The organism is Sphingomonas montanisoli (assembly GCF_008274695.1).
GTDB classification, from domain to species: domain Bacteria; phylum Pseudomonadota; class Alphaproteobacteria; order Sphingomonadales; family Sphingomonadaceae; genus Rhizorhabdus; species Rhizorhabdus montanisoli.
In genome coordinates this window covers 1-24,710 of sequence record NZ_VTOU01000003.1, presented here as the reverse complement: position 1 = coordinate 24,710, position 24,710 = coordinate 1, and the positions used below count along the sequence as shown (strand labels likewise).

The 24,710-nt window shown below is 63.6% G+C and carries 34 protein-coding genes; 32 read left to right on the top strand and 2 right to left on the bottom strand.

What is annotated here, in order from left to right:
- The first annotated feature begins 112 nt into the window (after positions 1-112).
- The 12 genes from FYJ91_RS11240 (at position 113) to FYJ91_RS11195 (ending at position 8,580) form a co-directional block, all read left to right on the top strand.
- Positions 113-508: a hypothetical protein gene (locus FYJ91_RS11240; RefSeq protein ID WP_149522407.1), complete on the top strand. Its 396-nt coding sequence runs from the start codon at positions 113-115 to the stop codon at positions 506-508.
- The gene (locus FYJ91_RS11235; RefSeq protein ID WP_149522406.1) at positions 498-1,145 is read left to right on the top strand and encodes a hypothetical protein; all 648 of its coding nucleotides are present in this window, start codon (positions 498-500) and stop codon (positions 1,143-1,145) included. Before FYJ91_RS11240 ends, FYJ91_RS11235 begins: the two co-directional genes overlap by 11 nt.
- Positions 1,060-1,713: a hypothetical protein gene (locus FYJ91_RS11230; RefSeq protein WP_149522405.1), complete on the top strand. Its 654-nt coding sequence runs from the start codon at positions 1,060-1,062 to the stop codon at positions 1,711-1,713. The genes FYJ91_RS11235 and FYJ91_RS11230 overlap by 86 nt, the downstream gene beginning before the upstream one ends.
- The gene (locus FYJ91_RS11225; protein WP_149522404.1) at positions 1,710-2,252 is read left to right on the top strand and encodes a hypothetical protein; all 543 of its coding nucleotides are present in this window, start codon (positions 1,710-1,712) and stop codon (positions 2,250-2,252) included. Before FYJ91_RS11230 ends, FYJ91_RS11225 begins: the two co-directional genes overlap by 4 nt.
- Positions 2,249-2,482, top strand: coding sequence for a hypothetical protein (locus tag FYJ91_RS11220; protein WP_149522403.1), 234 nt, complete (start codon positions 2,249-2,251; stop codon positions 2,480-2,482). Before FYJ91_RS11225 ends, FYJ91_RS11220 begins: the two co-directional genes overlap by 4 nt.
- Positions 2,461-2,709, top strand: a complete 249-nt coding sequence (locus FYJ91_RS20620; RefSeq protein WP_181008467.1) for a hypothetical protein — start codon at positions 2,461-2,463, stop codon at positions 2,707-2,709. Before FYJ91_RS11220 ends, FYJ91_RS20620 begins: the two co-directional genes overlap by 22 nt.
- Positions 2,706-3,380: a terminase small subunit gene (locus FYJ91_RS11215; protein WP_149522402.1), complete on the top strand. Its 675-nt coding sequence runs from the start codon at positions 2,706-2,708 to the stop codon at positions 3,378-3,380. Before FYJ91_RS20620 ends, FYJ91_RS11215 begins: the two co-directional genes overlap by 4 nt.
- Entirely contained in the window at positions 3,377-4,600 is a 1,224-nt protein-coding gene (locus tag FYJ91_RS11210) for a PBSX family phage terminase large subunit (protein ID WP_149522401.1), read from the top strand. The genes FYJ91_RS11215 and FYJ91_RS11210 overlap by 4 nt, the downstream gene beginning before the upstream one ends.
- Before the next feature lie 66 nt (positions 4,601-4,666).
- Entirely contained in the window at positions 4,667-5,665 is a 999-nt protein-coding gene (locus FYJ91_RS11205; RefSeq protein ID WP_149522400.1) for a hypothetical protein, read from the top strand.
- 55 nt (positions 5,666-5,720) lie between these two features.
- A complete protein-coding gene (locus FYJ91_RS11200; protein WP_149522399.1) occupies positions 5,721-7,538 on the top strand; it encodes a phage portal protein in 1,818 nt (605 codons plus the stop codon).
- A complete protein-coding gene (locus FYJ91_RS20615; RefSeq protein WP_181008466.1) occupies positions 7,535-7,711 on the top strand; it encodes a hypothetical protein in 177 nt (58 codons plus the stop codon). The genes FYJ91_RS11200 and FYJ91_RS20615 overlap by 4 nt, the downstream gene beginning before the upstream one ends.
- A complete protein-coding gene (locus FYJ91_RS11195; RefSeq protein WP_219822588.1) occupies positions 7,711-8,580 on the top strand; it encodes a phage minor head protein in 870 nt (289 codons plus the stop codon). The genes FYJ91_RS20615 and FYJ91_RS11195 overlap by 1 nt, the downstream gene beginning before the upstream one ends.
- On the opposite strand, the gene FYJ91_RS11190 is transcribed toward FYJ91_RS11195, so the two are convergent.
- Positions 8,567-8,989 carry a hypothetical protein gene (locus FYJ91_RS11190; RefSeq protein ID WP_149522398.1) on the bottom strand — a complete coding sequence of 141 codons (423 nt, stop codon included), beginning with the start codon at positions 8,987-8,989 and terminating at the stop codon, positions 8,567-8,569. The genes FYJ91_RS11195 and FYJ91_RS11190 overlap by 14 nt on opposite strands.
- A 102-nt stretch (positions 8,990-9,091) precedes the next feature.
- Between FYJ91_RS11190 and FYJ91_RS11185 the strand changes: the two genes are divergently transcribed.
- The 8 genes from FYJ91_RS11185 to FYJ91_RS11150 all read left to right on the top strand — a co-directional run bounded on the left by FYJ91_RS11185 (position 9,092) and on the right by FYJ91_RS11150 (position 15,738).
- A complete protein-coding gene (locus FYJ91_RS11185; RefSeq protein ID WP_149522397.1) occupies positions 9,092-10,201 on the top strand; it encodes a DUF2213 domain-containing protein in 1,110 nt (369 codons plus the stop codon).
- Positions 10,202-10,213: 12 nt separating this feature from the next.
- Positions 10,214-10,666, top strand: a complete 453-nt coding sequence (locus FYJ91_RS11180) for a structural cement protein Gp24 (RefSeq protein ID WP_149522396.1) — start codon at positions 10,214-10,216, stop codon at positions 10,664-10,666.
- Between the two features lie 13 nt (positions 10,667-10,679).
- A complete protein-coding gene (locus FYJ91_RS11175; RefSeq protein ID WP_149522395.1) occupies positions 10,680-11,720 on the top strand; it encodes a DUF2184 domain-containing protein in 1,041 nt (346 codons plus the stop codon).
- A gap of 10 nt (positions 11,721-11,730) precedes the next feature.
- Positions 11,731-12,147 (top strand): hypothetical protein, encoded by a 417-nt coding sequence (locus FYJ91_RS11170; protein ID WP_149522394.1) that lies wholly within the window; start codon positions 11,731-11,733, stop codon positions 12,145-12,147.
- Between the two features lie 115 nt (positions 12,148-12,262).
- Positions 12,263-14,452 carry an SGNH/GDSL hydrolase family protein gene (locus FYJ91_RS11165; protein ID WP_149522393.1) on the top strand — a complete coding sequence of 730 codons (2,190 nt, stop codon included), beginning with the start codon at positions 12,263-12,265 and terminating at the stop codon, positions 14,450-14,452.
- Positions 14,453-14,608: 156 nt separating this feature from the next.
- Entirely contained in the window at positions 14,609-14,839 is a 231-nt protein-coding gene (locus FYJ91_RS11160) for a hypothetical protein (RefSeq protein ID WP_149522392.1), read from the top strand.
- 78 nt (positions 14,840-14,917) lie between these two features.
- On the top strand, positions 14,918-15,364 hold the full coding sequence (locus tag FYJ91_RS11155; RefSeq protein ID WP_149522391.1) for a DUF4054 domain-containing protein: 447 nt from the start codon (positions 14,918-14,920) through the stop codon (positions 15,362-15,364).
- Positions 15,364-15,738 carry a hypothetical protein gene (locus tag FYJ91_RS11150; protein WP_149522390.1) on the top strand — a complete coding sequence of 125 codons (375 nt, stop codon included), beginning with the start codon at positions 15,364-15,366 and terminating at the stop codon, positions 15,736-15,738. The genes FYJ91_RS11155 and FYJ91_RS11150 overlap by 1 nt, the downstream gene beginning before the upstream one ends.
- Here FYJ91_RS11150 and FYJ91_RS21010 read toward each other — a convergent pair.
- Positions 15,735-15,863: a hypothetical protein gene (locus FYJ91_RS21010; protein WP_281290600.1), complete on the bottom strand. Its 129-nt coding sequence runs from the start codon at positions 15,861-15,863 to the stop codon at positions 15,735-15,737. The genes FYJ91_RS11150 and FYJ91_RS21010 overlap by 4 nt on opposite strands.
- Before the next feature lie 244 nt (positions 15,864-16,107).
- Between FYJ91_RS21010 and FYJ91_RS11145 the strand changes: the two genes are divergently transcribed.
- The 12 genes from FYJ91_RS11145 to FYJ91_RS11095 form a co-directional block, all read left to right on the top strand.
- Positions 16,108-16,527, top strand: a complete 420-nt coding sequence (locus FYJ91_RS11145; protein ID WP_149522389.1) for an HK97-gp10 family putative phage morphogenesis protein — start codon at positions 16,108-16,110, stop codon at positions 16,525-16,527.
- Complete coding sequence (locus FYJ91_RS11140) at positions 16,517-16,942, top strand: DUF3168 domain-containing protein (protein ID WP_149522388.1); 426 nt, start codon at positions 16,517-16,519, stop codon at positions 16,940-16,942. The genes FYJ91_RS11145 and FYJ91_RS11140 overlap by 11 nt, the downstream gene beginning before the upstream one ends.
- 17 nt (positions 16,943-16,959) lie before the next feature.
- The gene (locus FYJ91_RS11135; protein WP_149522387.1) at positions 16,960-17,184 is read left to right on the top strand and encodes a hypothetical protein; all 225 of its coding nucleotides are present in this window, start codon (positions 16,960-16,962) and stop codon (positions 17,182-17,184) included.
- 61 nt (positions 17,185-17,245) lie between these two features.
- Positions 17,246-17,695 (top strand): hypothetical protein, encoded by a 450-nt coding sequence (locus tag FYJ91_RS11130; RefSeq protein ID WP_149522386.1) that lies wholly within the window; start codon positions 17,246-17,248, stop codon positions 17,693-17,695.
- A complete protein-coding gene (locus FYJ91_RS11125; protein WP_181008465.1) occupies positions 17,692-18,174 on the top strand; it encodes a GTA-gp10 family protein in 483 nt (160 codons plus the stop codon). The genes FYJ91_RS11130 and FYJ91_RS11125 overlap by 4 nt, the downstream gene beginning before the upstream one ends.
- Before the next feature lie 8 nt (positions 18,175-18,182).
- Positions 18,183-18,347: a hypothetical protein gene (locus tag FYJ91_RS20610; protein WP_164857146.1), complete on the top strand. Its 165-nt coding sequence runs from the start codon at positions 18,183-18,185 to the stop codon at positions 18,345-18,347.
- On the top strand, positions 18,344-19,261 hold the full coding sequence (locus FYJ91_RS11120; RefSeq protein ID WP_149522384.1) for a hypothetical protein: 918 nt from the start codon (positions 18,344-18,346) through the stop codon (positions 19,259-19,261). The genes FYJ91_RS20610 and FYJ91_RS11120 overlap by 4 nt, the downstream gene beginning before the upstream one ends.
- A gap of 46 nt (positions 19,262-19,307) precedes the next feature.
- Complete coding sequence (locus FYJ91_RS11115; protein ID WP_149522383.1) at positions 19,308-20,903, top strand: phage tail length tape measure family protein; 1,596 nt, start codon at positions 19,308-19,310, stop codon at positions 20,901-20,903.
- Positions 20,903-21,505, top strand: a complete 603-nt coding sequence (locus FYJ91_RS11110; protein WP_149522382.1) for a hypothetical protein — start codon at positions 20,903-20,905, stop codon at positions 21,503-21,505. Before FYJ91_RS11115 ends, FYJ91_RS11110 begins: the two co-directional genes overlap by 1 nt.
- Positions 21,505-22,143 carry a hypothetical protein gene (locus FYJ91_RS11105; protein WP_149522381.1) on the top strand — a complete coding sequence of 213 codons (639 nt, stop codon included), beginning with the start codon at positions 21,505-21,507 and terminating at the stop codon, positions 22,141-22,143. Before FYJ91_RS11110 ends, FYJ91_RS11105 begins: the two co-directional genes overlap by 1 nt.
- Complete coding sequence (locus tag FYJ91_RS11100; RefSeq protein ID WP_149522380.1) at positions 22,140-22,550, top strand: DUF6950 family protein; 411 nt, start codon at positions 22,140-22,142, stop codon at positions 22,548-22,550. The genes FYJ91_RS11105 and FYJ91_RS11100 overlap by 4 nt, the downstream gene beginning before the upstream one ends.
- 65 nt (positions 22,551-22,615) lie before the next feature.
- A partial coding sequence (locus FYJ91_RS11095) for a phage tail protein (protein WP_149522379.1) occupies positions 22,616-24,710 on the top strand: 2,095 nt, incomplete at its 3' end.

Below are 24,710 nucleotides of genomic sequence, written 5' to 3'. Positions count from 1 at the left end.
GAAGCATTGCGGCCCATGCGCTGCACGATCCCCCGAGGTCCGCGCTCGCAAACGTGCTGTCCGCCGCGCATACCTCGCGACGCCCGAAGGTCGAGCATCACACACTGCCGCGATGGCGAAGGTGGCCAGCAACCCGGTCGCCTGCCAGTTGAAATCAGCCGCCGCACGCGCGCGCTATTCCGATCCTGCCAAGCGAGAGGCGCTGTCCGAAGCCTGTCGCGCCAGCATGGCCCGCCGCCGTGCAGCCGATCCGTCGCTCGTCGAGCGCCAGCGCGAAGCTGGCTGCAAACTTGGGTCGAGTGGGAAAGGCGGGGCCGCGCGGCGTGCATGGTGCCCGCCCGAGCACCTCCCCGAATATAGCTTCCTCGTCGACACCAAGCGCGTGCCGGCCGCCGAAGCCCGCGCGATGATTGAGGACAAGATCGCCAACGAAGGTGCCCGCGAGGTCGCTCGCATTTCCGCCAATCTCCTCGCTGCAGAACAGAAGAGGCTCCGTGATGCCTACTGAGGGCGTCAACATCTCTACGCTGATCCGCAGCATGGCCGCCGCCGGCGCTACTCCGGAAGCAATTGCGCTGGCGGTGGAGGCGATCGAGTCCGTGCAGGCTTTGATCGACGCGAAGCGCGCTGCAGCTCGCGACAAGAAGCGCCGCCAGCGCGCGGCCGCAAACGACCAGCAGGGACATGGTGAGGACATTCCCGGGACCGTCCCGGGACAAGCTGGGGACATGGGCGGGACTGTCCCCGATTCACTCCCCCTCTCTCCCCCTTCCCCTAAAGACCCCCAGACCCCCAAAGAACCCCAACCCCCGCTCACCCCCACGTGCGGTGTCGCGCTCACGCGTAAGGCCGCCGGGTTTGGTCCGCCAGACGGGGTCGGGATCGGTTCTTGGAACACCTTCTGCCAGCAGCGGAAGAAGGCTCTGACCCGGATTGCCTACGACCGGATCGTCAAGACCCTGGCTGAAGGCGCTGAGGCCGGATGGCCACCGGGTGAGCTGGTCGACCGCGCAATCGAACGAACCTGGGAAACAATTTTCGTACCGAAGGACCGCCGCAATGGCCACCACCGCCCTGCAAACGACCACCAAGCCCGCGAAACCTATCGCGATCCGCTTCTCCAGCGAATGTTCGAAGACGGTTGAGCGGTATCGCGCTGACCTCGACGCGGATCACTTCGACGCCACGCTCGTGCGTCCCGAGGATGGGCCCGCGCTGCTCGCCGCCGCCGACGAACACCGCGCCTTGCTCGTGCCGGCCAGCGCCGACTTCGTGAAGTCCACCCTACTCGGCCTACGCTCGGCAACGATCGTGAAGCAAGAGCATGGGGCAGAGGCCGAAGCGTCGTTCGCGATCCTGCGAAACCACCTCGCCGACGTCCCCGCCGACATCTTGCAGGAAGCCTGCCGCGCCTACGTCAACGTGCCGGGCAAGCGGTTCTTTCCACGATCGGCCGGTGAACTGCGCGCCTTCATCCTGCCGCTGGCCGCGACCCGCTCACGCCGGGAATGGCGGCTGCGCAAGATGGCGGAAGCCGCTGACCACGCCGCCCGCGAAGCAGCGCGCCTCGCTGAGACAGAGGAAATCCCGCTCGACGAAATCCGCGCCTGGCCGCGCGCCACCGCCGAAGCCGCTCTCGTAAAGGGCTGGATCACCGAATCACAACTCGCCGCAGCTCATCCCGCGCCGATCATCGAGGGGGAAGAAGCATGAACGCGCTCGCTACGATCAAACCCGCCGCGCCCGCCGTCGGCTTCGACGCATGGCTGGACGAGGGCAGGGGGCTCGCCGCCGAGCGTGTCGCGGTCGACTGGCGCCTGTCCGCATGGCTCGAGCGCGGGAACGCGGAAGGGCATCTCACCCAGGCGGGGTTTGACTTCCTGTCCGACAATCTTGGGATTGCGCCGAAGCGCCTCAAGGCTGTGATCGCGGTCGTTGAGGCATTCCCTCCCCACATGCGGGACGAGACGCTCTCGATCGACCACCATGCCAGCGCGCTCGCGCTGCCCGCCGACGAGCGCCTTTCAATCCTCAAGCGCGCCGGGGCGGAGCACTGGACGCCCGAGGAGACGCGGAGCGAAGCCCTCAAGGTGCAGGCCCGCCTCGGCCAGCGCCAGTTCTTCGACCGCGACGACCCTGAGCATGACCTGCTCATGGCGATCACCCGCGCCTGGAACCGCGCCAATCCCACCGTTCGCGAGGAGTTCATCGAACTCGCACGCGAAAGCGACCTTGGAGTGATCGACGCATGAGCATCGCCTATCGTCCCCCGTCCACCCGGATCATGCCGCCCCCGCCGGCCGAGTTCGCCGACGAGTTCGTCAAGGGTGGCCATCGCCGCGTCGAGCGTCTCTACGGCGCCCGCTCCGACCTCCTCAACAAGTGGATCGAGATCAGCGGGGGCAAAGACCTCTACGCCCGCCGCGCCGCCCACATGCGCGAGACCGGAAAGGGCGGGCCATGTCGCAACCTGAGCCGGTAGCCGCACCCGCCGTCACCGTCAGCGATCACGCCATCCTCCGATTCCTCGAAAGGGTCTACGGCATCGACATGGAGCACATCCGCTCTGAGCTATCCTCCCCGGTCGCGGAGATGGCCGTCCGCATGAACGCGCCCTCCATCCGCCTTCGCTCTGGCCATCGCGCCATGATCCGCGACGGGGTGGTGACGACCATCCTCTCGAAGCCCAAGCACAGGGGGCGGACATGACCCCGAAGCAGCAGCGCTTTGTCGAAGAATATCTGATCGACCTGAACGCGACGCAGGCCGCGATCCGGGCAGGGTATAGCGCGCGCACGGCTGATCGCATTGGGCCCGAGCTACTTGGGAAAACTTGTGTCGCCGACGCCATCACTGAAGGTCGCGCCCGCCTGTCCGAGAAGGCCGAGATCACGCAGGAGATGGTTCTCCGCCGATGGTGGGACATCGCCACCGCAGATCCGAACGACCTGATCCAGTTTCGGCGCACCTGCTGCCGTCATTGCCATGGTGTCGACCACGCCTATCAATGGATCGACCCCGAGGAGTTCGCGACGGCGTTGTCTGCGGTTGCCGCTGGCGAGGCGTCCGAACTTCCGACCGATGATGGCGGCTATGGCTACGATCGCCGCGCCGATCCGCACGCCGATTGCCCCAAGTGCTTCGGCGAGGGGCAGGCGCATATCCACGGCCTCGACACCCGCAAACTCAAGGGCGGCGCTCGCCTCCTCTATGCTGGCGTGAAGCAGACCCGCGACGGCTTCGAGATCAAGATGCAGGACCAAGGCAAGGCGTTGGAAAACGTCGCGCGCCATCTGGGCATGTTCGTCGACAAGGTGGAGCACTCCAACCCTGACGGCTCGCTCGCGCCCAAGACCATCATCATCAAGGCGGCCGGATGACGGAAGCCACGATCGAACTACCGCCTAAGCTAGTTCCCGTTTTCGCGCCCGAACGCGGCACGTTCCAATATAGAAACCTCCACGGCGGGCGTGGATCGGGCAAGTCGTTCAATGCGGCGAAGATGGCGGCGATCTGGGGATATGCCGAGCCGCTGCGTATCCTCTGCACTCGCGAGTTTCAGGTTAGCATCTCGGAATCGTTCCACGCCGAATTGAAGGCGGCCATCGCGTCTGAGCCTTGGCTGGAAGCTCACTATGATGTCGGCGTCGACTATCTGCGCGGCGCGAACGGCACCCACTTCCTCTTCCGCGGCCTGCGCCGCAACGTGCAGTCGGTGAAGTCGCTCGCCAAGATCGACCTGACGATCGTGGAGGAGGCCGAAGACGTGCCGGAAACGTCGTGGCTGGCACTCGAGGCCACCGTCTTCCGCCAGCCCAAATCCGAGCTATGGGCGCTCTGGAACCCCCGGCTTGAGGGAAGCCCAGTCGATATGCGGTTCCGGAAGCATCCGCCCGACAACGCGATCACGGCAGAGGTGAACCATTTCGATAACCCGTTCTTCCCCGCCGGCCTCGATAAGCTTCGGCGACGCGAGCAGGAGCGCCTTGACCCAGCGACCTATCATCACGTTTGGGAAGGCGGCTATCTCGTCAACTCGGATGCGCAGGTGTTGGCCGGCAAATGGCGGGTGCAGGAGTTCGAGCCCAAGGATAGCTGGGACGGCCCGTATCAGGGCGGCGACTTCGGCTATGCCCAGGATCCGACCGCGGCCGTGCGTTGTTATATCCACGGCGACACGCTCTACATCAGCCACGAGGCCGGTGGGCGCGGGATCGAGCTCGACGCGATCGGCGCCAAGGTGTCAGACGCCATCCCCGGCTATGCCGACTATGTGAGCCGCTGGGATAGCGCGTCGCCTGGCTCGATCAGCATCCTCACCAGATCAGGACTACGCCGCGCCGAGCCCGCGCCGAAGTGGCAGGGGAGCGTCGACGACGGCATCCGCTTTCTCCGCTCGTTCCGCGAGATCGTCATCCACCCGCGATGCAAGGCAACGATCAGCGAGGCGCGCCTCTACAGCTACAAGGTAGATCGGTTGACCGGAGATGTGCTGCCAGTGCTTGTCGATGCGAACAACCACTATATCGATGCGGTTCGGTATGCGGTGTCGCCGCTGATCAAGCAGACCGCCTACAATGCGTCGGCGTGGCTATCTTAGAGCCAAGCGCCACTGGCGGCAGATTGCAAAATAGTGCACGCGAGTGGCTGGGGAGAGGGTACTCAAATGTTCAGAACGCGCACTCTATTCGTCATCGGCGCGGGGGCGAGCTGCGAGTTCAACTTTCCGAGCGGCCCCACCCTTCTTCAGCGCATTGCCAAGAACGTGAACCTGCATTGGAAGCGCCAGGGTTTAGATCAAGGAAATATCGTAGTCGAGCGCACTTTGAGGACGTTGGCGGATGGCGATAAAGAGCGGCTTGAAGCGCTTGTCAGCGGTGGGAGGAGAATAGCTCAAGCCGCGAGCATCGGCCGCTCGATAGACAACGTTATAGAGCAGCAGGAATCGGCGGATGCCGAAATCGTAGGCAAAATTGGGATTGTTCAGGCCATCATAGCCGCTGAGGCAGATTCCCCCCTCATGTCGACTACCGACGCCTGTGCAGGGACGTGGCTACATGGCCTCGCTCAGCAGTTGACTGAGAACGTTTCGAGAAGCCGCGTCGAGGACATTTTCGAGAATGTCCGTTTTATATCGTTCAACTATGACCGCTGTTTAGAGCACTTCCTTCCAACCGCTCTGTCCCTTGCATATGGAATCCCCGGCGATGAAGCCCGAAAGATCGTGGCGCGGCAGGTTATCGTGCATCCCTACGGAACCCTCGGCATGCTGCCGTGGCAAACCCCTGCGAGCAACGGCGTCGACTTCGGCATACCTACGCCTAACTTCATGACATCGAGTTGGGAAAATATCCAAACCTTTAGCGAGTCGACGAGGGATCCCAAAATTACTAGGTCTGTCGAAGAGTATGTGGCTTGGGCGAATAGGATCGCATTTCTCGGCTTCGGCTTTCACCGTCCTAATATTGAGATGCTCCGGCAAGGTGAAATTGCGAACGCGCGTGAAGTCCTGGGCACAATCTATGATGTGCCTGCCCCTGAAACTCACCTAATCCGACAATCAATGTCGAGCTTTCTCAAATACGGCGATCCGGACCGGCCCAAAACTTACAACGTCAAGTGCGCCGAGTTTATGCGCCAGAACTTCGCGGTACTGACTAGCTGACACATCCCCCTGACGGCGGTAACTCCCGCCATCCCCCTCGCCCACCCTCTCGCGCATGAACACCCCGTTCGCCGACGGCATCGTAAATGCGCTGACCGGGGCTGGCACCGGCCGCGACCCGCGTTCCTACAACGCCTACCTCTTCCGCCGCCTCTCCGACGTGGAGATCGAAGCGACCTATCGCGCGTCCTGGCTGTGCCGCAAAGGCATCGACAAGCCCGCGACCGAGATGGTGCGCGAGCGCCGGAACTGGCAGGCGGACGCGGATCAGATCAAGAAGCTTGAGGCGCTAGAGCGCAAGCTGGACCTGTGGAACAAGCTCAAGCGCGCGGAAACCCTGCGCGGCCTCGGCGGCGCCGCGATGGTGATGTGGATCGGGAACGATCGCCCCGACGCTCCTATCAACCCCGATATCCCCGGCAAGCTGCGCAGCCTTCATGTGTGGCACAAGTCGCGGCTGACGTTGGGGCCGATGCGCACCGACCCGGCGGACGAATGGTATGGTTATCCGACCTTCTACACGCTGAACACCGGCGGCCGTCTGCCCGTCAACATCCACCCCTCGCGCGTCATCGCCTTCCGTGGCGACCCGATCCCGGACATCCGCGGCGGATCATGGGAGGAGCAGTTCTGGGGCGACAGCAAGGTTCAGACCGTGCTCGACGCCGTGCAGAACAGCGACACGGCGCAGAACGGTTTCGCGGCACTGATCAAGGACGCCCGCAACCGGCGCGTGGGCATCCCCAACTTCACCCAAATTGCATCATCGAAAGATGGCGAAGCCATGATGGCTGGCCGCATGAAGGCGATGGCGCTGGGCGAATCCATGTTCGGCGTCACATTCTACGACAGCGGCGACGGCACGAAGGGTGGCGAGACGATCGAGGATCGCCAGATGACTTGGGCGGGCATCCCCGACATCAACAACAACTATCTCGCCATGGTGTGCGGCGCGTTCGACATGCCTGCGACCGTGATGCTCGGGAAGTCGCCTGACGGCCAGAACTCGACCGGCGCATCGGACATCGAGCTCTGGCACAAAACGATCAAGGCGCGGCAGGATCTGGACCTGCGGCCCTGCATCGATCAGCTTGACGTCGTGCTCGTGCCCACGGCTCTTGGCGCGCCCGATGACGAGGTTTGGTGGGAGTTCGCCCCGCTCTCGACGCCCAGCGAGAAGGAAGAGGCCGAGACGTTCAAGGCCACCGCCGATGCGATGGACAAGGTGCGGACATCGGGCGCGATCCCTGACGAGGCATTCGCCAAGGGGTATCAGAACCTGCTTTCCGAGAAGGGTTGGATCCCCGGCCTCGATGGCGCGCTGGCGGAGATCCCCGAAGACGAACGCTTCGGCCTCAACGCCAGCAACGACGACGATGCCAACGAGGAAGACCCGAGCGCGCTTCAGGCTGGCCAGCGCCTGGCCGCGAACGATGCCTTGCCTCGCACGCTTTATGTGAGCCGCAAGGTCGTCAACGTCGCCGAAATCAAGGCATGGGCCAAGGATCAAGGGCTTCCCGAACTGCAGGACGATCTGCACGTCACCATCGCGTTCAGCCGCACCCCTGTGGACTGGATCAAAATGGGCGGCGGATGGATGGGCGAAGACGGCAAGATCGTCATTAGCCCCGGCGGCCCGCGCGTCGTCGAACCGTTGGGTGATCGCACAGCCGTCCTGCTGTTCGCGTCGACCGATCTATCGTGGCGCAACATGTCGATCCGCGAAGCCGGCGCGTCATGGGACCACCCCGACTATCAGCCGCACATCTCGCTCACCGGCGAGCCGGTCGATGTGTCGACGATCGAGCCATACCGCGGCAAGATCGTCCTCGGGCCTGAGGTGTTCGAAGAAATCCGGGAGGGCGGTCTGTGATCATCACCGTGCAGCTATCCCTCCGCCCACGGTGGTGGTTGCGACCCGCGCTGTTCGCGCTGACCTTCGCCTGCGTCGTCGCCTCATTTATTTCATTTGAGGTTGCCGATCGCGTGTCGGACATAGGCACCGGATTGCTCGCCCGGCATGGGTTCATCGTTCGGGCGCGCTGATGCGCTACGACCTCTCCACCATAGTCCGCCGATCGCAGAACCCCCGCCGCAAGACGATCGACATCCGCCCGATCGCGCCGCCGGGGATGCTGGCGCAGGCGTTGTTCGCGCGCTGCTACAGGCCCGTCGTGAACGCATGGGCCGCCGTCCTGCCCCGGATCATGGCAGAGTATGAGCGCTCGATCGCTATGCGCGACGGTCAACCTTCGCACCTAACCATCGGAGCGCCGGACCTCATCACGGACAGCATCAGCAGCTTGTCTGACCTCCTCGACGCCATCGGCCGCGAACTGTCCGACCTCGTGCTGCAGCTTCTCCCGGAGCTTCGAGAGTGGGCTGCTCGCGTCGAATCTTGGCATAGAGGCCAGTGGCGCGGCGCCGTCCTGTCTGCGACAAATGTGGACATCGAGGCAGTATTGCTCGCGTCGGGCACGCCGCAGTCGGTGCGGGATAGCATCGCCTGGAACACGTCGCTCATCTCCGATGTCAGCGATCAGGCCCGCCAGCGCATCGCGAACATCGTCTTCGCCGGCATGCGCGATAACCGCCCAGCCCGCGACATCGCCCGCGAACTGCGCGAGGCCGTCGGACTGTCTCGCCAGCGGTCGCTCCGGATCGCCTCTGATCAATTGGTCAAGCTGACGTCATCCCTCGATCGCGAGCGCCGCGCCGAAGCAGGGATCCGAACGTGGAAGTGGCGCTGGTCCCACAAGAAGCACGGCCGCCCCGAACACATCGCGCGGGACGGGAAGGTCTATGCTGACACCGCGGCGCTGGCCGGCGACGGGGTGCTGCCGCCGCCGGATGATCTGCCGGGAACACTGCCGTTCTGCGGATGTCGCAGCCAAGCCGTCCTCAGCTTGGGCTAGCGGGTGTGTTGACCTCTATAAAGTCGAGGAAAACGTTCTTCCACTTCTCGAAGTCAGCGTCCTCAAGCTGAAATTTTTGGCTCTTGATGGGGCGTTGATGCGATGTGCCCATTGCAACATCGACAAGCCCATGATGACCCACATTGATGTTCAACGTTTGAAGAGTTCCCGCAATACGCGCCTTCGTAAGGCCAAATTCCTTATACGCAATGTGAGGGTAGCTCGCCGGCTTGCTGCTATATTGGTGGATTGCCGTGGATAACCCCTGAAACGCTGCATTCACAGCATCGAGCGCCGCCATCATTGCCGGCTCTTGTTCTCTCCAAAGGGCCGCTACCCGCTTCTGATTCTCGGCTTCTGCCGATTCCCTTTCGGCTTGCTCCCGATCCCTCTCCGCCTGGGCGCGCATCGCGGCCCTCTTCCGCTCTACAAGTTCTTGCATTCGATCGTCCGACATATGCCCCCCTGACGGCGGTAACTCCGCCTCTCCCGCGTCGGCACGATGCCGCGCATGTATTTCGCCGACACCCTTGTGCTGGACGCGCCGCGCCGAACGCAAGACGGTTTTCTCGCCGTTCGGGCGAAGGCGGCGCGCACCGGCACCTATGAGTATGCCGGCCGCGAGGTAGATCCCGACAACAAGCACGGCCTGCGCGACACCGCGCTCGTCCATGTGCTGCGCGACGATCAGACCGTGTTCGATGCGGCCTCGGCGCGCTCGTTCATCGGCAAGCCCGTCACCGATGATCACCCTCGCGAGGCTGTCACCGCCGACAACTGGCGCCAGCACGCGCGCGGCACGGTCATGGGCGCGATGCGCGACGGCGACTATCTCGCCTTCGATCTGCTGCTCACCGACGCCGAGGCGATCGCCAAGGTCAACGGTGGCAAGCGCGAGCTGAGCAACGGCTACTCGGCCGATCTCGAGTTTGGCGACTTCACCGCCGCCGACGGCACCAAGTGCCAGGCGCGCCAGAAGACGATCTTCGGCAATCACGTCGCTCTCGTCGATCGCGGCCGCGCCGGATCCGAGTGCGCCATCAAAGACGCGGCCCCCTGCGCCAGCGCCCCGCAGCCCCTTTTCGACAGTCTCACCACCCAGGAGAAGCCCGTGAAGACCATGATGATCGACGGGCTGACCGTCGACGTCGGCAATGCCGACACCGCGATTGCGACGATCACCACGATCCTTGCCGCCCGCGACGCCGCAACCGCCAAGGTTGAAGGCCTCGAAACGCAGATCGCCTCGCTGACCACCGATAAGGCGACGCTCGAAACCGAGAACAAGGCGCTCAAGGATGCGCGCCCGACCCCGGCCCAGCTTCGCGACGCCGCCAAGGCCTATGCGCAGATCGCCAGCAAGGCGAAGGCGCTCGGCATCAACGTCACTGACGAGATGGACGAGGGCCAGATCATGGCCGCCGCCGTCAGCGCCAAGATGGGCGACGCGGCCAAGGGCTGGAATGATGCCCAGGTCGCCGCCTCCTTCGCTGTCCTGACGAAGGACGTGAAGGTCGAGGCCACCGACACGCTGCGCGACGCAATCAGCCAGCAGCCCATCAACATTGCCGACGGCGCCGCGCTCCGCGACCGCCTCCGCGCCCAGCGCAACGCCGCCTAAGGAGACTGGAAAGTGGCTATCCTTCAGAGCAACTACACCGACCAGGTGGCTCCCGGCTATCCCGGTCTCGTCGTCAACGCTGAGACGAAGAACATCATCTCGCGCACCGTCGAGGATTCGGCGGGCGTGGCATTTGGCAAGGCGGCCTTCCGCGGTGCCAATGACCACGGCTGCACGGCCACCCCGACGGCAGGCAAGCTCCTCGGCATAGTTCGCGACCACGAGGCGCTGAGCCCGATCGCTGGCGGCGCTGCGGACACGTTCCCGCAGAACGCCACCGCCCCGATCGTTACGCTTGGCGTGATCTGGGTTCTGGCGGCGGCAACGGTGGCGCCGGGCGACCAGGCCTACGTCACCAGCGCTGGCGCTTTCACCAACTCCTCGTCCGGCAACACCATCCTGCCGGGCTGGTTCTTCGACACCACGGCTGCGAGCGGCGCGCTCGTCAAGCTGGCCAAGCGCTAAGGGGGCCTCGACCATGCAGTTTCTTGACGCCGCAACCGGCAAGATCGACTTCCGAGCGTGGAAGGCTCACGATGACCAGTTCGTCGATGGCTTCCGCGACAAGGTCGACCAGTTCTACACGAACGACCAGATCGGTATCGCCTTCCTCACGCCGCAGCTGTGGCGCATCGAGAGCGAAGTCTATTCGCGCAAGTATCCGAACTTCGAACTGACCGGCCTGATTGAGGTCAACGAAGACGGCGACATGTGGGACATCGGCACGGTGTTCTACAGCCGCGATATGGTCGGTCGCGCCGAGTTCCTGTCCGGCAAGGGCATGGACATGCCGTATGTGGGTAGCCTGAACGAGCAGAACGTTCGCGGCTTCCACCTCGCCGGTATCGGTTACGAGTATAGCGTGCAGGAGATGCAGCGCGCCGCGAAGATGGGCCGTTCGCTCGACAGCGAGAAGGCGTCCGACGCCACGATGGTGGCCAAGGTGTTCAAGCGCTCGGTCGCGATGACCGGCCGCACGCCCGGCGCAGCCGTGTCGGAGAAGGGCTGGACCGGCCTGATCAACGATCCGAACGTGCCCACGGCCAACGTGGCTGCGACTGGCACCGGCTCGACCACGCCCTGGGCGAACAAGACGCCGGATCAAATCAGCGCCGACATCTGGGGCGCTGTGAACGCGGTCGAGACCCAGACGGCGGAGACGCACACCGCGACCACCGTCGCGCTGCCGACGGCCAAGCTGCGCTATATCGAGCAGACCCGCATGACGGACGGCTCGGGCCGCATCATCGACTTCATCCGCGGTGATCGCTCCGCAGGTGGCCGCTCGATCGAGTTCACGAATATTCGCGAACTGGCCGGCGCGGGTGCCAGCAGCACCGACCGCATGATGGCGTGGGACAACAGCAAGGAAGTGGCTCGCTTCCATCTGCCTGGCGACCACACCTTCCTCGAACCGCGCCGCGCGCACGACATGCTGTTCTCGGTCGGCGGTGTGATGAACGTCGGCGGCACCGAGATCCGCCTACCGAAGGCGGTCGTCTACCGCGACGGCATCTAAGGAGACGGTGATGAAGCTCACGAATTTCGCCCCCGCCGCTCGCGGTGTCAGCCTAAAGGACGGCACCACTGTCTGGCTCGAGCCCGGCCAGTCGGAGACCTTCGATAAGGACAAGATCGTCGAGCCGCTGCCCGATCTGGGCCGCAAGCAGGACGAGGCTACCGACAATGGCGACGACAAGGCGCGCATCGCCGAACTGGAGGCCGAAGTCGCGGACCTCAAGGCCAAGCTCGCCGCGCTCGATCGCGATGGCGATGGCAAGCCGGGTGGATCGAAGGCGGCCGAGCCCGTTTCGCTCACCGGCAAGAATAAGGCTGACCTGCTCGACATCGCCAAAGCCGAAGGCGTGACGATCGAGGACGGCGCCACGAACGACGACATCAAGTCGGCAATCGAACTGGCGCGCGAAGAAGCCGCCAAGTTCTAACCTATCCCCCCTCCCTGGGACACTCGGGCCGCTATCTTCGGGTAGCGGCCCTTTTCGTTGCCGTCTCGGCTGACGGCGGTAACTGTCCCAGCCCGTTCCCGGCACCCTCCGCGCTATGGCACTCGGCGCGCTCTCCCTCTCCGTTACCTCGGGCGTTCAGGGCCGCCCCTTTCAGGCGAAGATCAACGGCCTGACCACCGGTAAGGTGGAGGTGCTGAACGACGGCGCCCCCGGCTTCTCGACTGTGAACGGCAACGTGATGTCGAGCGGGCTTCCCTATCCCGTTTCCACCGTCGTGCTGCGGGAATATGAGCCGGGTGTGGGTGACGGTTATCGCGACACTCGGATCGACATCCAGGCGACAACGCAGGCCGAACTCGACATCATCGCCGCGAACGCGGTTGGTAGCGACCGATCGGTTCGCCGCGCGCGCCTTGCGGGCGATATCTCAGGCGGTGCGCTCATCTGGTCTCTTCTTGTGGAGGATGATCTGGGCGCGACCCGCTCGGCTGACGTCACGCCCTTCCCCCTTCTCGGGGCCAGCGTCGTCACGGACTTCGCGAACGATCGCTATGCCGGCGGCTCGTTTGCGAGCCTGATCACGTTCTCGCGTACCGGCCCGAAGACCGACCTCACGGTCGATAACGCGCCGGGCTACGCATTTCGCACATTCGAAGATGGTGTGCCCGCCATCTCGCCCGGTCGTGGCGCCCTGATGGAGCATAGTGCCACCAACCTGTTTCTAAACAGCGGCGCGCCGGTCACGCAGGCGGTAACGGTGGCTGCGGCGACTTGGTACACGCTATGGATCGCCGATCGCGCGGAACTCGACGGAAGCGCCACCATCAGCGAAGGCACCGCAACCTTTGCAGTCGTACCCGCCGACAACACTTGGGGTGCCGTTGGAGGCAGGACTGCCTTGCATGGCAAATGGGTTGCGATCTGGACCAACACCGCGGGCACGGTCAACATCACCGTTGCCGGAAGCCCACGCGCTGTCCAGTTTGAGGCGGCCGCCTTCGGGATTCCGGGACCAACAAGCTACGTCCCTTCGACCGGTTCAGCGGGCGTGCGCAACGCCGACAATTTCAGCACGGCCGCCGGGTTTCTTGCGGCGCTCGCTGGCGCGTCCGGGACGATGGTGGTGCGGTCGCGATATAGCTACGGAACGCCGAATAACGGCGCTCTTGTGCGGATCCAGAGCGGCGCCCCGCTGCAGCGTGGTCAGACGTTCACGCAAGGGCTCTCGCACAACAACCAGGGCGGGAACGAGGCGACATATTCGCTCGGTGAGGGCAACCGCCTGTCCAGCACGCTTGAGGCAGTCTCGTGGAGCGCCACTGATCGGCGCGTCGTGGCGAACGGCGGATCGGTGAAGGTATCGACGAAGCTGCAGCAGATCACCACGACGGCCGCGCGACTTGGGTTCAGCAATGCATGGCAGGGATGGATCGAGCGGATCGATGTTATCCCCGCCCAGATCGCCGATACGCAGATGCGCCCCTTCACCACGAAGCGCCCGGCTCCGGATATCGCCGTCTATGGCGATAGTCTCGTGTCGCGAGCATCGTTCCCCGGTGGCCGATCGATCCCGCAGCATCTCGCGGCGCTAACGGGCAAGCGTGTCTTGAATTGCGGAGCGGAGAACGACCAGAGCACGGCCATCCGGACACGCTTCCTCAACGACGCGCTATTCGACCGAGAAATCGCCATCATGGCTGGGCGGAACAACTACAGTCAGGGCGCGACGGTACAGGCTGACATTGCCGCAATGGTGGCGGCGATTCCCCATGATCGGTATCTGGTCCTGTCGGTCGCGAACATCAACACGGCTACCGAGTTTGTCGGCACCGCGAATTATGACGCGATCGTGGCGCTGAACGCGGCACTGGCCGCGACCTATGGCGCCCGCTTCCTCAATGTGTGGCAAGCGATGATCGACGCCTATGACCCGGCCGAACCGATGGAGGTTCAGGACTTCGCCAATAAGGTGGTGCCGTGGCGCTTTCGGCAGATTTCGCGCGCTGGCACGCTGGTTAGCGACATCAACAACAGTGCCACGACCTTTGCATGCAGCGAAATCGGCGGCGGGCCGATGAAGTTCGCTAGCGGCGAGTATGTGAACGTCCTTACGCGCACGACTAACGTCATCAACACAAGTGAGCGCGGATATCTTGGGACGACTGCGGCGGCACACACGAAGGATGAACGCTACGAGCAGCGCGAAACGACCCACTACAGCGACGCTGGTCGTATCTTCATCGCACAGCAGATTGCAGCGAAGCGGGCGACATTGGGCTGGTAACACAAACATTGGCAATAAATGAATAACTAATTTGTAATCGTTTGCGTGGTCATCTTCCCTTGCCAAATGAAGGCGCTTGGACGAGTGAACGTTTCACGAGCGCTCAATGCGCCAGGGGATGAACCGGAGGCTCTACATGCACGATAAAGAATTCTTGTGAACGACGCTGTCTTTACCGTCGAACAAGAAGCGCGAATTCGCGAGATCATTGATGAAGCCAGACGCGACGACTGGGATGGCGCGTATGAGGCCTATGAATTGATGACGCGCCGATCGATCGACGAGCCAAGCTCGCAGGAGGGGCGGCGGCCTATGGCGGGCCTGCTGCTCGCATTGTTGGCGGCTGCGTCCGGCGGCGCCGTGGCGACGGCCTATTTTGCCGGTTAGTTTAGGCTAGAAATCGGTAGACGCCGCCACCCCGTTGACGGCGGTAGCAACCTCAACTGCTCTGATCGACGTTGCGGTATGGCCTATACCGTCCCCACCGCAGCCAATCTAAAGGCCCGCTACCCCGCGTTCTCCAGCGTCGACAACACGATCGTCGACTACTGGATTGATGACGCCAAGCGCTACGTCGACGAAAGCTGGATCGAGGCGGACTACGCGCCGAGCATAATGGCGGCTGCAGCCCACCACATGGCGCGCGAGGGGTTGGGCGCGGCGAGCGGCGGCGGGCAGATCCCGGCGGGCGTCGAGCGGTTCAAATCGGGCGCGATGGATGTCTCCTTCAACAGCGATGCGGTGAAGGCGCAGATCGCCGGGGGCTGGGCATCGACGCGCTACGGGCTCGAGTATTCCGAAGCGCTGGCGCGCAACAAGGCCGGCCCGCGCATCTCGGGTGGGGCAGGGGGCGCTCCTTACTGCGGCGCGTACAACGGCTTCGCTGGCCCGCTTCCGCCATGGTCGCTGTGATGGACGTGCCCGCCATGTTCGCGGGGATCGCGCAGGGCATCTCAGCCATGTTCGGAGGCCCTTATCACGCGGCCCAAGTCATCACCTTCACCGAAACCGAGTATGACGCTGGCGGTTCAATCGTCTCGCCCGGTGTCGAGGTTCGACGCGACTGCCAGGCGCAGATCGACGTCGCGACCGAGGCTATGCGCGCGGAGGGCTATGCCTCGGGCGATGTCCGCTTCCTGATCCTCGCTGCAACACTCAGCGGCACGATCGACACCGACGCCAAGGTCGAGGTTCTCGCCGGCCCCCATGTCGGGACGTGGCACGTGAGCCAGATCGAGCGTGACCCCATGGGCGTCTATTATGCGGGACGCGGGCGAAGGGCCTAGATGTAGGCCACTAGTAAAAGCAGCACAGTGACCACGACTGCCCCACCAACACCCACGGCGGCAATGGCTTCCGCGCGCATTGCCTTAGCACGCGCGCGTGCGCTCCAGTCGTTCTGATCAATCATGCCGCACCCCAACGATTCGTCCGCTCTGCAGGTAAATCATTCGATTTGCTTAAATCTGACGGCGAATATGACGGCCCCGGCTTTTGATTGGGCAACCGGGACCGTCGGGGGAGGCGAACGTCCGCCTTCAATCGGGACGGCAGATTCGCAGCGGGCTCATTAAGGCGAGCCGCGCGGCACACAACCCCTTTGTGATCAGATTGACGGCGGTATCTGGGTGGTAACCGTGCGCGCATCGTAGGGAATGGCAAAGGTCACTGGCGTCGATGCCGTAAAGCGGCGGCTCAACTCGATCACCGGCCCCGAGGCCGTGCGCCTCATGGGCCAAGCTCTCTACGTTGCCGGAGACCTGATCGCGACCGATGCGGCTATCTCGATCACGGCAGGTGCGGTCAGCGGGAAGGGCCACGTTGCTTCCCGCCCGGGTGAGGCGCCAAACGCCGACACGCACCGGCTTGACCGCTCCATTGAGACGGTCCTTGTCGGGCCTCTCCACGTCCAGGTCAGCGCCAACGCGCCGTACGCGGCGGCGCTCGAGTTCGGCACGTCCAAGGTGGCTGAGCGGCCCTTCATGCGTCCGTCTGTTGCAAAGAACCGCGACGAGGTGCGTCAGATGGTCGGCGATGCCGTATCCGCGGTCGTGAGGCGTAACGGTGGCAAGTGATCGCACCCTCGGAATTCGCCGCGCCATCCTGATCGCGGTGAAGGCGGCCGGGCCAGTGACAGCGATCGTGCCGTCCGCTCGCATCTTCCCGCAGCAGCAGCCGGCAAATGCGCCGTTTCCCTTCATTCGGCTTGGGGCGCCGTCTGCGATCCCGGTGCGCGCGGCGTGCGTAGATGGTGGCGAAGTCACGATCGCGGTTCACGCGTTTGCAAATGGCGGGCCATCAATCACCGCGGAGGATCAGGCGCACGCCATCGGCGCGACTCTCGCCAGCGCGCTGGATGGCCGATCGCTCGACCTAGGCGGCGGCGCGGCGGGCAAGTTCCGATGGACAGGGTCACAACTGCTGCAGGATCCGGAAGAGGTGAGCGCCTTTCACGCCGTCGTTAATTTCCGGGTGCGTCACCTCTCCTGACGTGGCATGGTCCGCGCGTGAGCGGTCCCAACATCGAGCTTGAGCTGTACGGACGCATCATCGTCCAGCTGGTCAAGGCCGAGGTGATCCCCGCTTATATCCTGCGGTCGATGGAATTCGAGTTCGACGAACTATCGCAATCCGCGTCCAGCGTAGCCGATCGCGCGCACTTCGCGGAGTTGGCGATGCGCGTCGGGCTAATCGTCGACCGTGCCAACATCCAAGAACCCCTCGCCCCCTGACGGCGGTAACGATCAGGTCCAACCCTCCATAGCCTTCGCTCCGAACCTTGGAGCGCTGCGCATGTCGATCCCGAACGATCCCGATTTCGTGCTGCTCAAGATGGGCGACGGCGCGACCCCCACTCAGGCGTTCCCCATCCTGTGCGGCATCACGTCGGTCAACATCAACAAGACCGCCAACACCACCGACAAATTCACCCGCGACTGCGCGAAGCCGGGCGCTGTGCCCGTTCGCACGGTTCGCACAAACGGTCGTCAGCTTGATATCACTGGTTCCGGGATCGTGAATGTCCCGCAGATCCCGGATTTCGAGGACGCGCTCGGTATTCGCAAGGATTACAAGGCCGAACTCTACAAGAGTGACGGGTCCGACGAAGGCGTGCTGATGGGGCATTACGCATTTAACGGTGTGATGACATCGCAGAACATGAGCCTGAGCGACCAAGGTGATAGCTCTGGTGAGGTCGCGATCGCTTCGCATGGCACTTGGGAGTGGGTGCCGGCCTCTTGAGCCTTCCCACCGACATCATCCTGCCGTTCGCCGACGGTTCCTACAAGTTCGCGCTCCTCCTCCCCCAGCAGATCGAGCTTGAGAAGTCCTGCGGTTATATCGACGCCGCCGGCAACCAGCGCCGTAAGGGCGCCATCGAGCTATATGCCGACCTGATCGCGGGCGTCGCCGTCATCGAGGGCGAGGTAGTCTGCAACCCGCATCTCGGCCGCGCATCGGCTTTCGACTGCCGTGAAGTGATCCGCCTGGGCCTGACCGGCGGCGGCAAGGGCGAGGTGAACGGCGCAGAGGTCAACGTCTCTGCGATCCGCGCCAAGTCCCTCGTCGAAACCTACGTCGACACCGCCCCGATCGTCGAGCGGTGGACGCTTGCTCTCGCCATCCTCCGCGCCGCTGTGGAGGGCTACGATCCGCCAAAAAAAGCCGCGCCGGCCAAGGCGCCGGCGGCAAAGCGCCAAAGGAAACCGCGCTCCGCGTAGACGAGGTTATGGTCAACTGCGCCATGATGGGCGTGGACTGGCGCGACCTCTACTTCTGGCAATATGGCGGGATGCTGGCGGAATGGAACGCGCGGCACAGTGGCGAGAAGCCCGCCCCAGATCCCGAGAAGATCGACATGCTCCGGGCCGCGATGAAGGCGCACATGCATTGACAGCGACCCGAGATATTCTTGACGCCGCGGGCGCGCCACGATCATACACGCAGATTATGGCGGGGGACGGCGCGCATATTCGGATTAAGTTGGCGACCGAGGAGCCTGTCGCGCTAAACGATTTTGTCGGCAGCTTTGTCGGCATAGGATCGCAGTTTGATAAGTTTGTAGCGCGCGACCACCCCACGATTAAGGCCGATAGTGAGTTCTTCGTAAAGGAAGTTCGCGCGGGCTGCATTGAGGCAGATTTGGTCGCGTGGGTCGCCCCTATAATTGGCGGCCTGCCTGGAATGTCAGCAGTTGACATGATCGATCGCGTGCAAATCCTGACTTCGTTCGTCAGTGATTTGCAGGAAAGGATTGGCAACTATTTCAAGCCTGGTGGCCGCGATCCGCGAGCGACGAAGTCCGACCTTGCCGACTATCATAAAGCAGTGGCGGCCATTGCCCGCGATCCTAACGCTAGTGGGGTTATTGAAGCTGCGGTTTTTGAGTCCGATGGAAGGGAGGTCCGTTCCGCCTTTCGCTTTCGGTCCATCGACGCGCAGGTCGCCCAGCGCGAGATTGCCGAGCACCGCAAGGAAATCGAGGCAAGGCTTGACGAGAATCAGACGCGAGTCCTCCTTCGCTTTGTAAGGCCGAGCGTGGAAGCGTCGAAGCCCGGCAAGAAGGGTGGCGAGCGGGGTGTGATCGAGAGTATCCACAAGCGCGCTTTGCCGGTGCTCTATGCATCCGACCTGGCGGAGCAGCGCATGCACCACGAAAAGCTGCAACTGGCCGGCAATATCTTCCGCGCCCTGTTTGATGTGGATGTGAATATTGAGGCTGGCGTGAGCGGTAGGCCGATCGCCTATCGTATCATGCAGGTGCATGATGTGCTCGACGATGCAGGCGACGAGACTTTAGACCTCTGACCTGACGGCGGTAACTGACCGCCTGCGCCGTCCATAGCGTCCCCGCATGGCCGTTACCGCTGATAGTGTCGTCGTCGATCTCATCGCGAACGTCGACAAGGCGGACGCGAATATGCGGCGCTATGCCCAAACCTTCGACAGCACGACGAAGACGATCGAGACATCATCGCAGCGCGCAGAAAATGCGGTCGTTAAGATGTCGGATCGCGGGGCGGCGGCGACGAGGAACTTCGGTCGGCAAGTGTCCGATGTGGGCGTGCAACTCGGTGGCGGCGCTTCCCCCTTCCTGATCATCGTACAGCAAGGCCCACAGGTCATCGACGCGCTCGACGAGATGAAGGCGGCAGGCGTCGGCTTCGGCACCGCCCTGAAAGGGATTGCGCTCCCCGGCATTCTGGCCGTCGCATCGGCGATGCTTCCGCTTGTCACCAATCTTCTGAATGCTGGCGAAGCGGGCAAGGCTGCGAAGGACGGCACAGACCTTTTCAGCAACTCGCTAGTCGACCTCGAGGCCCGTGCCAAGGACGCCGACAACGCGCTGCGCTCGCTGAACGAGACAAGCGGCTCCCGGCGATTTGCTGCGATGGCGCAGCAGAACGTCGACAACCTTCTCGCGCAAGCCAACGTCGATCGCATTCAGGGTGAGATCGACAAGCTATCGCTATCGACGGGCGGGCGGGCGGCGAACTTCGGCGGCAACTACGCAAATGATCGTCGCGCCGAATCCATGCAACGTGAGCTGCAGGCCAACAAGGATTTGCTGGCCCAGGGGCAGCTTCGGCTTACGCTGATGCAGAAAGCGAACGCTCGCATTGAGGCAGAAGACGCCGGATCCAAGCGCGCCGTCGCGACCAAAGCCACCGAAACTCGAGCCCGCGTTGAGAACGCAAAGGCTATTGAAACCGAAGCGGCCATGCTCGCGCGCCTTCGCAAAGAGGACGATGCGTCCGACCGCGACCGCACCTCGGCTATCGATGCTATCCGCAACCGGCCGGGCGGCATTGCAGAACAAGTCTCTGATTCCGATGCAAGGCTGGCGGAGGGCCGAAAAGCCGCCATCGACGCGCAGCGCCGCGCTACGGACGAACTATACCGCAACGAGGAAGACCAGATTCGCTCTCTCGCCTCGATCTACGAAGACGCCTTCCTCGGCGGGACCGGCTCGATCTGGCAGACCTTCGAGCGCGAGGGATTGCGCGTGCTTGCGCTGCTCCTCGCTAAGTTCACGATCCTGCAGTCGACCAAGGGCGGAAGCATCGGCGGCAACCTGTCGTCGGCCTTCTCGTCGGTGGCGGGATCTTTCTTCGGCCGCGCGTCGGGTGGATACACAGCCGGCGGGCAGACGGTGCGTGTGAACGAAAGCGCCGCCCCGGGGCGTGTCGAGGGCTTCCGCCCGCTCGGCGCCGGTCATATCATCCCGCTCGGCCAGATGAACGCGGCGCGCCCAAGCGGTGGCATGACAATCGCGCCGAACATCACGATCGACGCGCGCGGCGCCACAGATCCCGCGCAGATCGAGCGTATCGCCCGGGCCGCGACAGCGCAGGGCATCGCCGAGGCTGCACCGCTTCTCGTCTCCGCCGCGAACGGGCAGACCATGCGCAATATCCAGCGCCCGCGTCTGCCGGGGAGCCTTGGCTGATGGCGCTCGTCTCGCTTCCAACCTGTCCCACGATCATCGGCAAGGGCTGGCGCTACAACGCGCCCACGCAAGTGAACCGATCGGAATGGACGAGCCATCGCAAGGTGACGGAGCTTCCGGCCGCGCCGCGATGGATGGCCGAGGTGGCTAGCTTCGACCTAACTACCGATGAGCAATTCTGGGCATGGAACCGCTTCTTCGGTGCGATGAAGGGGAGGGGGAACAGCTTCCAGTTGGTCGCCGTGCGCAAGCTGCAGATCACTGGCATCACCGTCCGTGCGAACGGCGGTGGTCAAGTTGGCTATTCACTCGTCACCGATGGATGGGGCGCGGCCGGGCTAAAGGCTGGTCAGTTCATCACCGTAAATGATCAGCTTATGCGGTTGATGGCCGATGTGAATCCGTCGGGCGGGGCCGCAACTCTGACCTTCGATCGCTGGCTGCGCGCCCCGGTGGCGGACAACACCGTCGTCGAGGTGAGCCTGCCCTACGCCCTCGTGTCGCTGGCGCAGGACGATAGCAGCATCATCGACAACTCAACGCCCTGGAATGCCGACGGCGATTGGACCGTGCCCGGATTCGCGGTCGAGGAGGCATTCTAGTGAGCCTCGATCCCGCCCATAGCGCCGCGCTCGATCAGCCTGTCATTCGCCCGTTCCGCTTTGCGCTGCTCGACTTCGCTGATGGCCCGATGCGCCTTACCGACTTCCCCTATGGCGTGACCTTCTCGGGGACCGGGGACGAGGATCTGGACGGCCACGCCTACAGCCCGGTCGATAATCAGCCGATCAACGTCAGCGACGTGCAGATGAACGAGCGCGGGGCGGAAACCGTGACCTTCACGCTTTCAGGCCTGATCAGCCTCGACAGCGAGATCATGAACGTCATCGGGGACGTGACAAAATGGCGGGGCAGGGTGGTGCGCCTATGGCGAGCCATGTTCAGCCCAACGCTGGCGATGTACGGCCGGCCCGATCCCTATTTCACCGGCTATATGTCGGTCCCCAGCTTCACGTTTGGGCGCGAGAGCTCGACGATCAGCCTGAGCGCGGAAACCTATCTCGCATCGCTCACCCAGGCGTCGGGGCGATCGTATCTTTCGCAGGCCGAATTCGATAGCGGCGATTTGTCGGCAGAGGCATCGGTGGCCATCGCAAACGGCACCGAGACGAACAACCTTGCCGCCTCGGTCATGGGCCTCAACCTGCCCACCGGCGGTCTATGGAACGCCTTCCAATGACGCGGCGGGTAGATTGGGAGCATCGCCTGGCGGACTATCTCGATAGCGTCCGCGCCAAGCGATATGCCTTTGGCTCGCATGATTGCCTCACCCACGCCGCCAATGCGGTGAAGGCCATGACGGGCGCCGACTACGCGCGCGGGCTGCGGCGGAAATACCGCTCGATGGCATCGGGCATCCGCCTCCTGCGCGAGATTGGATATGACAGCATCCCCGCGCTCGTAACCGCCAAACTGGGCGATCCGATCCCGCCCGCCCTCGCCCGCCGTGGTGACATCGTGCTTTTCGAAGGATCGACTGGCGTTGCGATGACCGATTTCGCCTATTTCGTCGGCAACGTCGCAGGCGAGCCCGACGGGTTGGTCCGCGTTCCTCGCGCGCAATGGGAGAGCGCATGGCGGGTGTGACGGCGGTAACTGGCCAGCGCCCATAATCCCATCCTTCGGCCCGCCATGCGCTGCGGAACCCGATAGTGTCGAAAAAGATCGTCAACCCGCTCCTGATCGCTGCGGCAATCGCGGTGAACGTGGTTCCGGGTGTCGGGCAACTCGCCAGCATAGGCCTCCTGTCGACCACAGCCACGACCGTAATCGGCACCGTGACCGCGCTCGGCGTCTCTGCCGCGCTCTCGACCGTTGCTGGCGTTGCTGGCCTCGGTCCGAAGTCCCCCAAAGCCACGTTATCCCAACTCGATCGCCTAAGCGCCTCGATCAATCCGAGTGCGTCGCGCAAGTTCGTCTTCGGCCGTGGCCCTTTCGGCTCGGACATCCGCTACGTTGAGCCAAGCGGCACCGATCAGGAATATGTCGACTACATCATCGCCTGTGCCGCCCACCGCGTGGAATCGATCGACGAGCTATGGATCGACGATCTTCTCGCGTGGACGCCGGGCACCGGGCCGCAGGGCAAATATGCGGGCTATCTGACCGTAACCCCCGTCCTTGAAGGCAACGCGCTCAACACCGTTCCCATCAATGGCGGCCTAAAGTGGGGATCGACCCGGCGCCTCACCGGCTGCGCCTACATCCACGTTCGGATCAAGCGGACGGGCAACTCGAAGAAGGCGGAAAGCCCGTTCGTCTCGGGTCTGTCCTCTCGCCTCACGATCGTGGGCAATGGCGCTCCCGTCTATGATCCGCGGTTCGATAGCACCGTCCCCGGTGGATCGGGCTCGCAGCGTGCCAATGATCAGTCGACCTGGGCGTTCACGGCGAGCGGGCTTGGCCAAGGCCGGAACCTCGCGCTGCAGACGCTGACCTATCAGCTGGGCTGGCGGATCAACGGCAAGCTGTCGGTCGGGCCGGGCACCCCGCCCCAACGGATCAACCTCGCCAGCTACATCACCGCCGCCAACCTGTGCGACGAGGACATCCTGCGCGCCGACGGCTCGACGGAAAAGCGATACACCGGTGCCGGTGTCTTTGGCGAGGACATGGAGCCCGCCGCCGTCCTCGATGCGCAGTGCACCGCATGCAACGGGGCGATCCGCGACGCGGGCGGCAAGCTCGAGCTTATCGTTCGCCACAATGACCTTGCGGACGTCGCCGTCGATCTGACCGACGACGACATCCTCGGCCCCGGCACCTGGGAACCCGTCGAGGATCTGGAGCAGACCTACAACGTCGTGCGCGGTCGCTACGTCGATCCTTCGGCGAACAGCCTCTATCAGCTGGTCGATTATCCAGAAGTCCGGATCGCCGCAAACGATGGCGTTGATCGCGTCCTCCCGCTCGATCTGCCGCTGATCGATGGCGTGGCGCGTGCCCAGCGCATCGCAAAACAGGTTCTGCAACGCCGCCAATATCGGGGCAAGTTCTCCGCTGAATTTGGCGCTCGCGCCTGGAATGCCAAGGTCGGTGACATTGTTCGCGTCACCCTCTCGGCCGCAGGCTGGGTGAACAAGCCGTTCCGCGTCGAGGCGCAGCTTATCTCGATCACCGGCTCCTGTCCGATGGTGCTGCGCGAGGAATCGAGCGAAATCTACCGTTGGGAGCAGGACGACCGTGCCGGCGTCGAAGCTGCCCCGCCCACCCGATACGACCCTACCAATGCACCCTATATCCGAGCGCTCTACGACGGCTCTGTCGAATATTCGGACGGGACAAAGATAGAGGATTTGAAGCCCGCCGAAGCAGGTGCGACTGCGGGCATGACCGACGCCGAGGCGGCGGCGCTCGCGGCGCTGGATGCGGATACGGCGGCAGCGCTGGCGGCGATCGCGGCGGCCGAAGCCGTCATCGCCGATCTTGAAGATCAGGCGGCTGCGCTGGTCGACAGCATCGACGGGATCGCCGCTGACATCATTGCACAGGGTGGCGAGATAAATGCCCTGGAAACGACGACGGCGGCGCAGGGCGCGCTGATCGCCACAAATGCGCTCACGATCAGCAATGTCGCGGGCGATGTCGCCACGTTGACGACCAAGGTCGTCGCTGGCGCCCAGCTGCTCAAGAACGGCTCGTTCGAAAATGGTTTCGTGGACTGGTCTGCTTGGGGGAACGGCGGGACGTGGCAGACGGGCAGCGGCGCGCCGTGGGGCTCGATCGCATTTCTTCCCACCCCGCCAG

Bases quoted from the DNA above. Each gene is read 5' to 3' on its own strand.
- FYJ91_RS11240 (WP_149522407.1), top strand. From the start codon at position 113: ATGGCGAAGGTGGCCAGCAACCCGGTCGCCTGCCAGTTGAAATCAGCC.
- FYJ91_RS11235 (WP_149522406.1), top strand. From the start codon at position 498: ATGCCTACTGAGGGCGTCAACATCTCTACGCTGATCCGCAGCATGGCC.
- FYJ91_RS11230 (WP_149522405.1), top strand. From the start codon at position 1,060: ATGGCCACCACCGCCCTGCAAACGACCACCAAGCCCGCGAAACCTATC.
- FYJ91_RS11225 (WP_149522404.1), top strand. From the start codon at position 1,710: ATGAACGCGCTCGCTACGATCAAACCCGCCGCGCCCGCCGTCGGCTTC.
- FYJ91_RS11220 (WP_149522403.1), top strand. From the start codon at position 2,249: ATGAGCATCGCCTATCGTCCCCCGTCCACCCGGATCATGCCGCCCCCG.
- FYJ91_RS20620 (WP_181008467.1), top strand. From the start codon at position 2,461: ATGTCGCAACCTGAGCCGGTAGCCGCACCCGCCGTCACCGTCAGCGAT.
- FYJ91_RS11215 (WP_149522402.1), top strand. From the start codon at position 2,706: ATGACCCCGAAGCAGCAGCGCTTTGTCGAAGAATATCTGATCGACCTG.
- FYJ91_RS11210 (WP_149522401.1), top strand. From the start codon at position 3,377: ATGACGGAAGCCACGATCGAACTACCGCCTAAGCTAGTTCCCGTTTTC.
- FYJ91_RS11205 (WP_149522400.1), top strand. From the start codon at position 4,667: ATGTTCAGAACGCGCACTCTATTCGTCATCGGCGCGGGGGCGAGCTGC.
- FYJ91_RS11200 (WP_149522399.1), top strand. From the start codon at position 5,721: ATGAACACCCCGTTCGCCGACGGCATCGTAAATGCGCTGACCGGGGCT.
- FYJ91_RS11195 (WP_219822588.1), top strand. From the start codon at position 7,711: ATGCGCTACGACCTCTCCACCATAGTCCGCCGATCGCAGAACCCCCGC.
- FYJ91_RS11190 (WP_149522398.1), bottom strand. From the start codon at position 8,989: ATGCGCGCCCAGGCGGAGAGGGATCGGGAGCAAGCCGAAAGGGAATCG.
- FYJ91_RS11185 (WP_149522397.1), top strand. From the start codon at position 9,092: ATGTATTTCGCCGACACCCTTGTGCTGGACGCGCCGCGCCGAACGCAA.
- FYJ91_RS11175 (WP_149522395.1), top strand. From the start codon at position 10,680: ATGCAGTTTCTTGACGCCGCAACCGGCAAGATCGACTTCCGAGCGTGG.
- FYJ91_RS11170 (WP_149522394.1), top strand. From the start codon at position 11,731: ATGAAGCTCACGAATTTCGCCCCCGCCGCTCGCGGTGTCAGCCTAAAG.
- FYJ91_RS11165 (WP_149522393.1), top strand. From the start codon at position 12,263: ATGGCACTCGGCGCGCTCTCCCTCTCCGTTACCTCGGGCGTTCAGGGC.
- FYJ91_RS11155 (WP_149522391.1), top strand. From the start codon at position 14,918: ATGGCCTATACCGTCCCCACCGCAGCCAATCTAAAGGCCCGCTACCCC.
- FYJ91_RS11150 (WP_149522390.1), top strand. From the start codon at position 15,364: ATGGACGTGCCCGCCATGTTCGCGGGGATCGCGCAGGGCATCTCAGCC.
- FYJ91_RS21010 (WP_281290600.1), bottom strand. From the start codon at position 15,863: ATGATTGATCAGAACGACTGGAGCGCACGCGCGCGTGCTAAGGCAATG.
- FYJ91_RS11145 (WP_149522389.1), top strand. From the start codon at position 16,108: ATGGCAAAGGTCACTGGCGTCGATGCCGTAAAGCGGCGGCTCAACTCG.
- FYJ91_RS11130 (WP_149522386.1), top strand. From the start codon at position 17,246: ATGTCGATCCCGAACGATCCCGATTTCGTGCTGCTCAAGATGGGCGAC.
- FYJ91_RS20610 (WP_164857146.1), top strand. From the start codon at position 18,183: ATGGTCAACTGCGCCATGATGGGCGTGGACTGGCGCGACCTCTACTTC.
- FYJ91_RS11115 (WP_149522383.1), top strand. From the start codon at position 19,308: ATGGCCGTTACCGCTGATAGTGTCGTCGTCGATCTCATCGCGAACGTC.
- FYJ91_RS11110 (WP_149522382.1), top strand. From the start codon at position 20,903: ATGGCGCTCGTCTCGCTTCCAACCTGTCCCACGATCATCGGCAAGGGC.
- FYJ91_RS11100 (WP_149522380.1), top strand. From the start codon at position 22,140: ATGACGCGGCGGGTAGATTGGGAGCATCGCCTGGCGGACTATCTCGAT.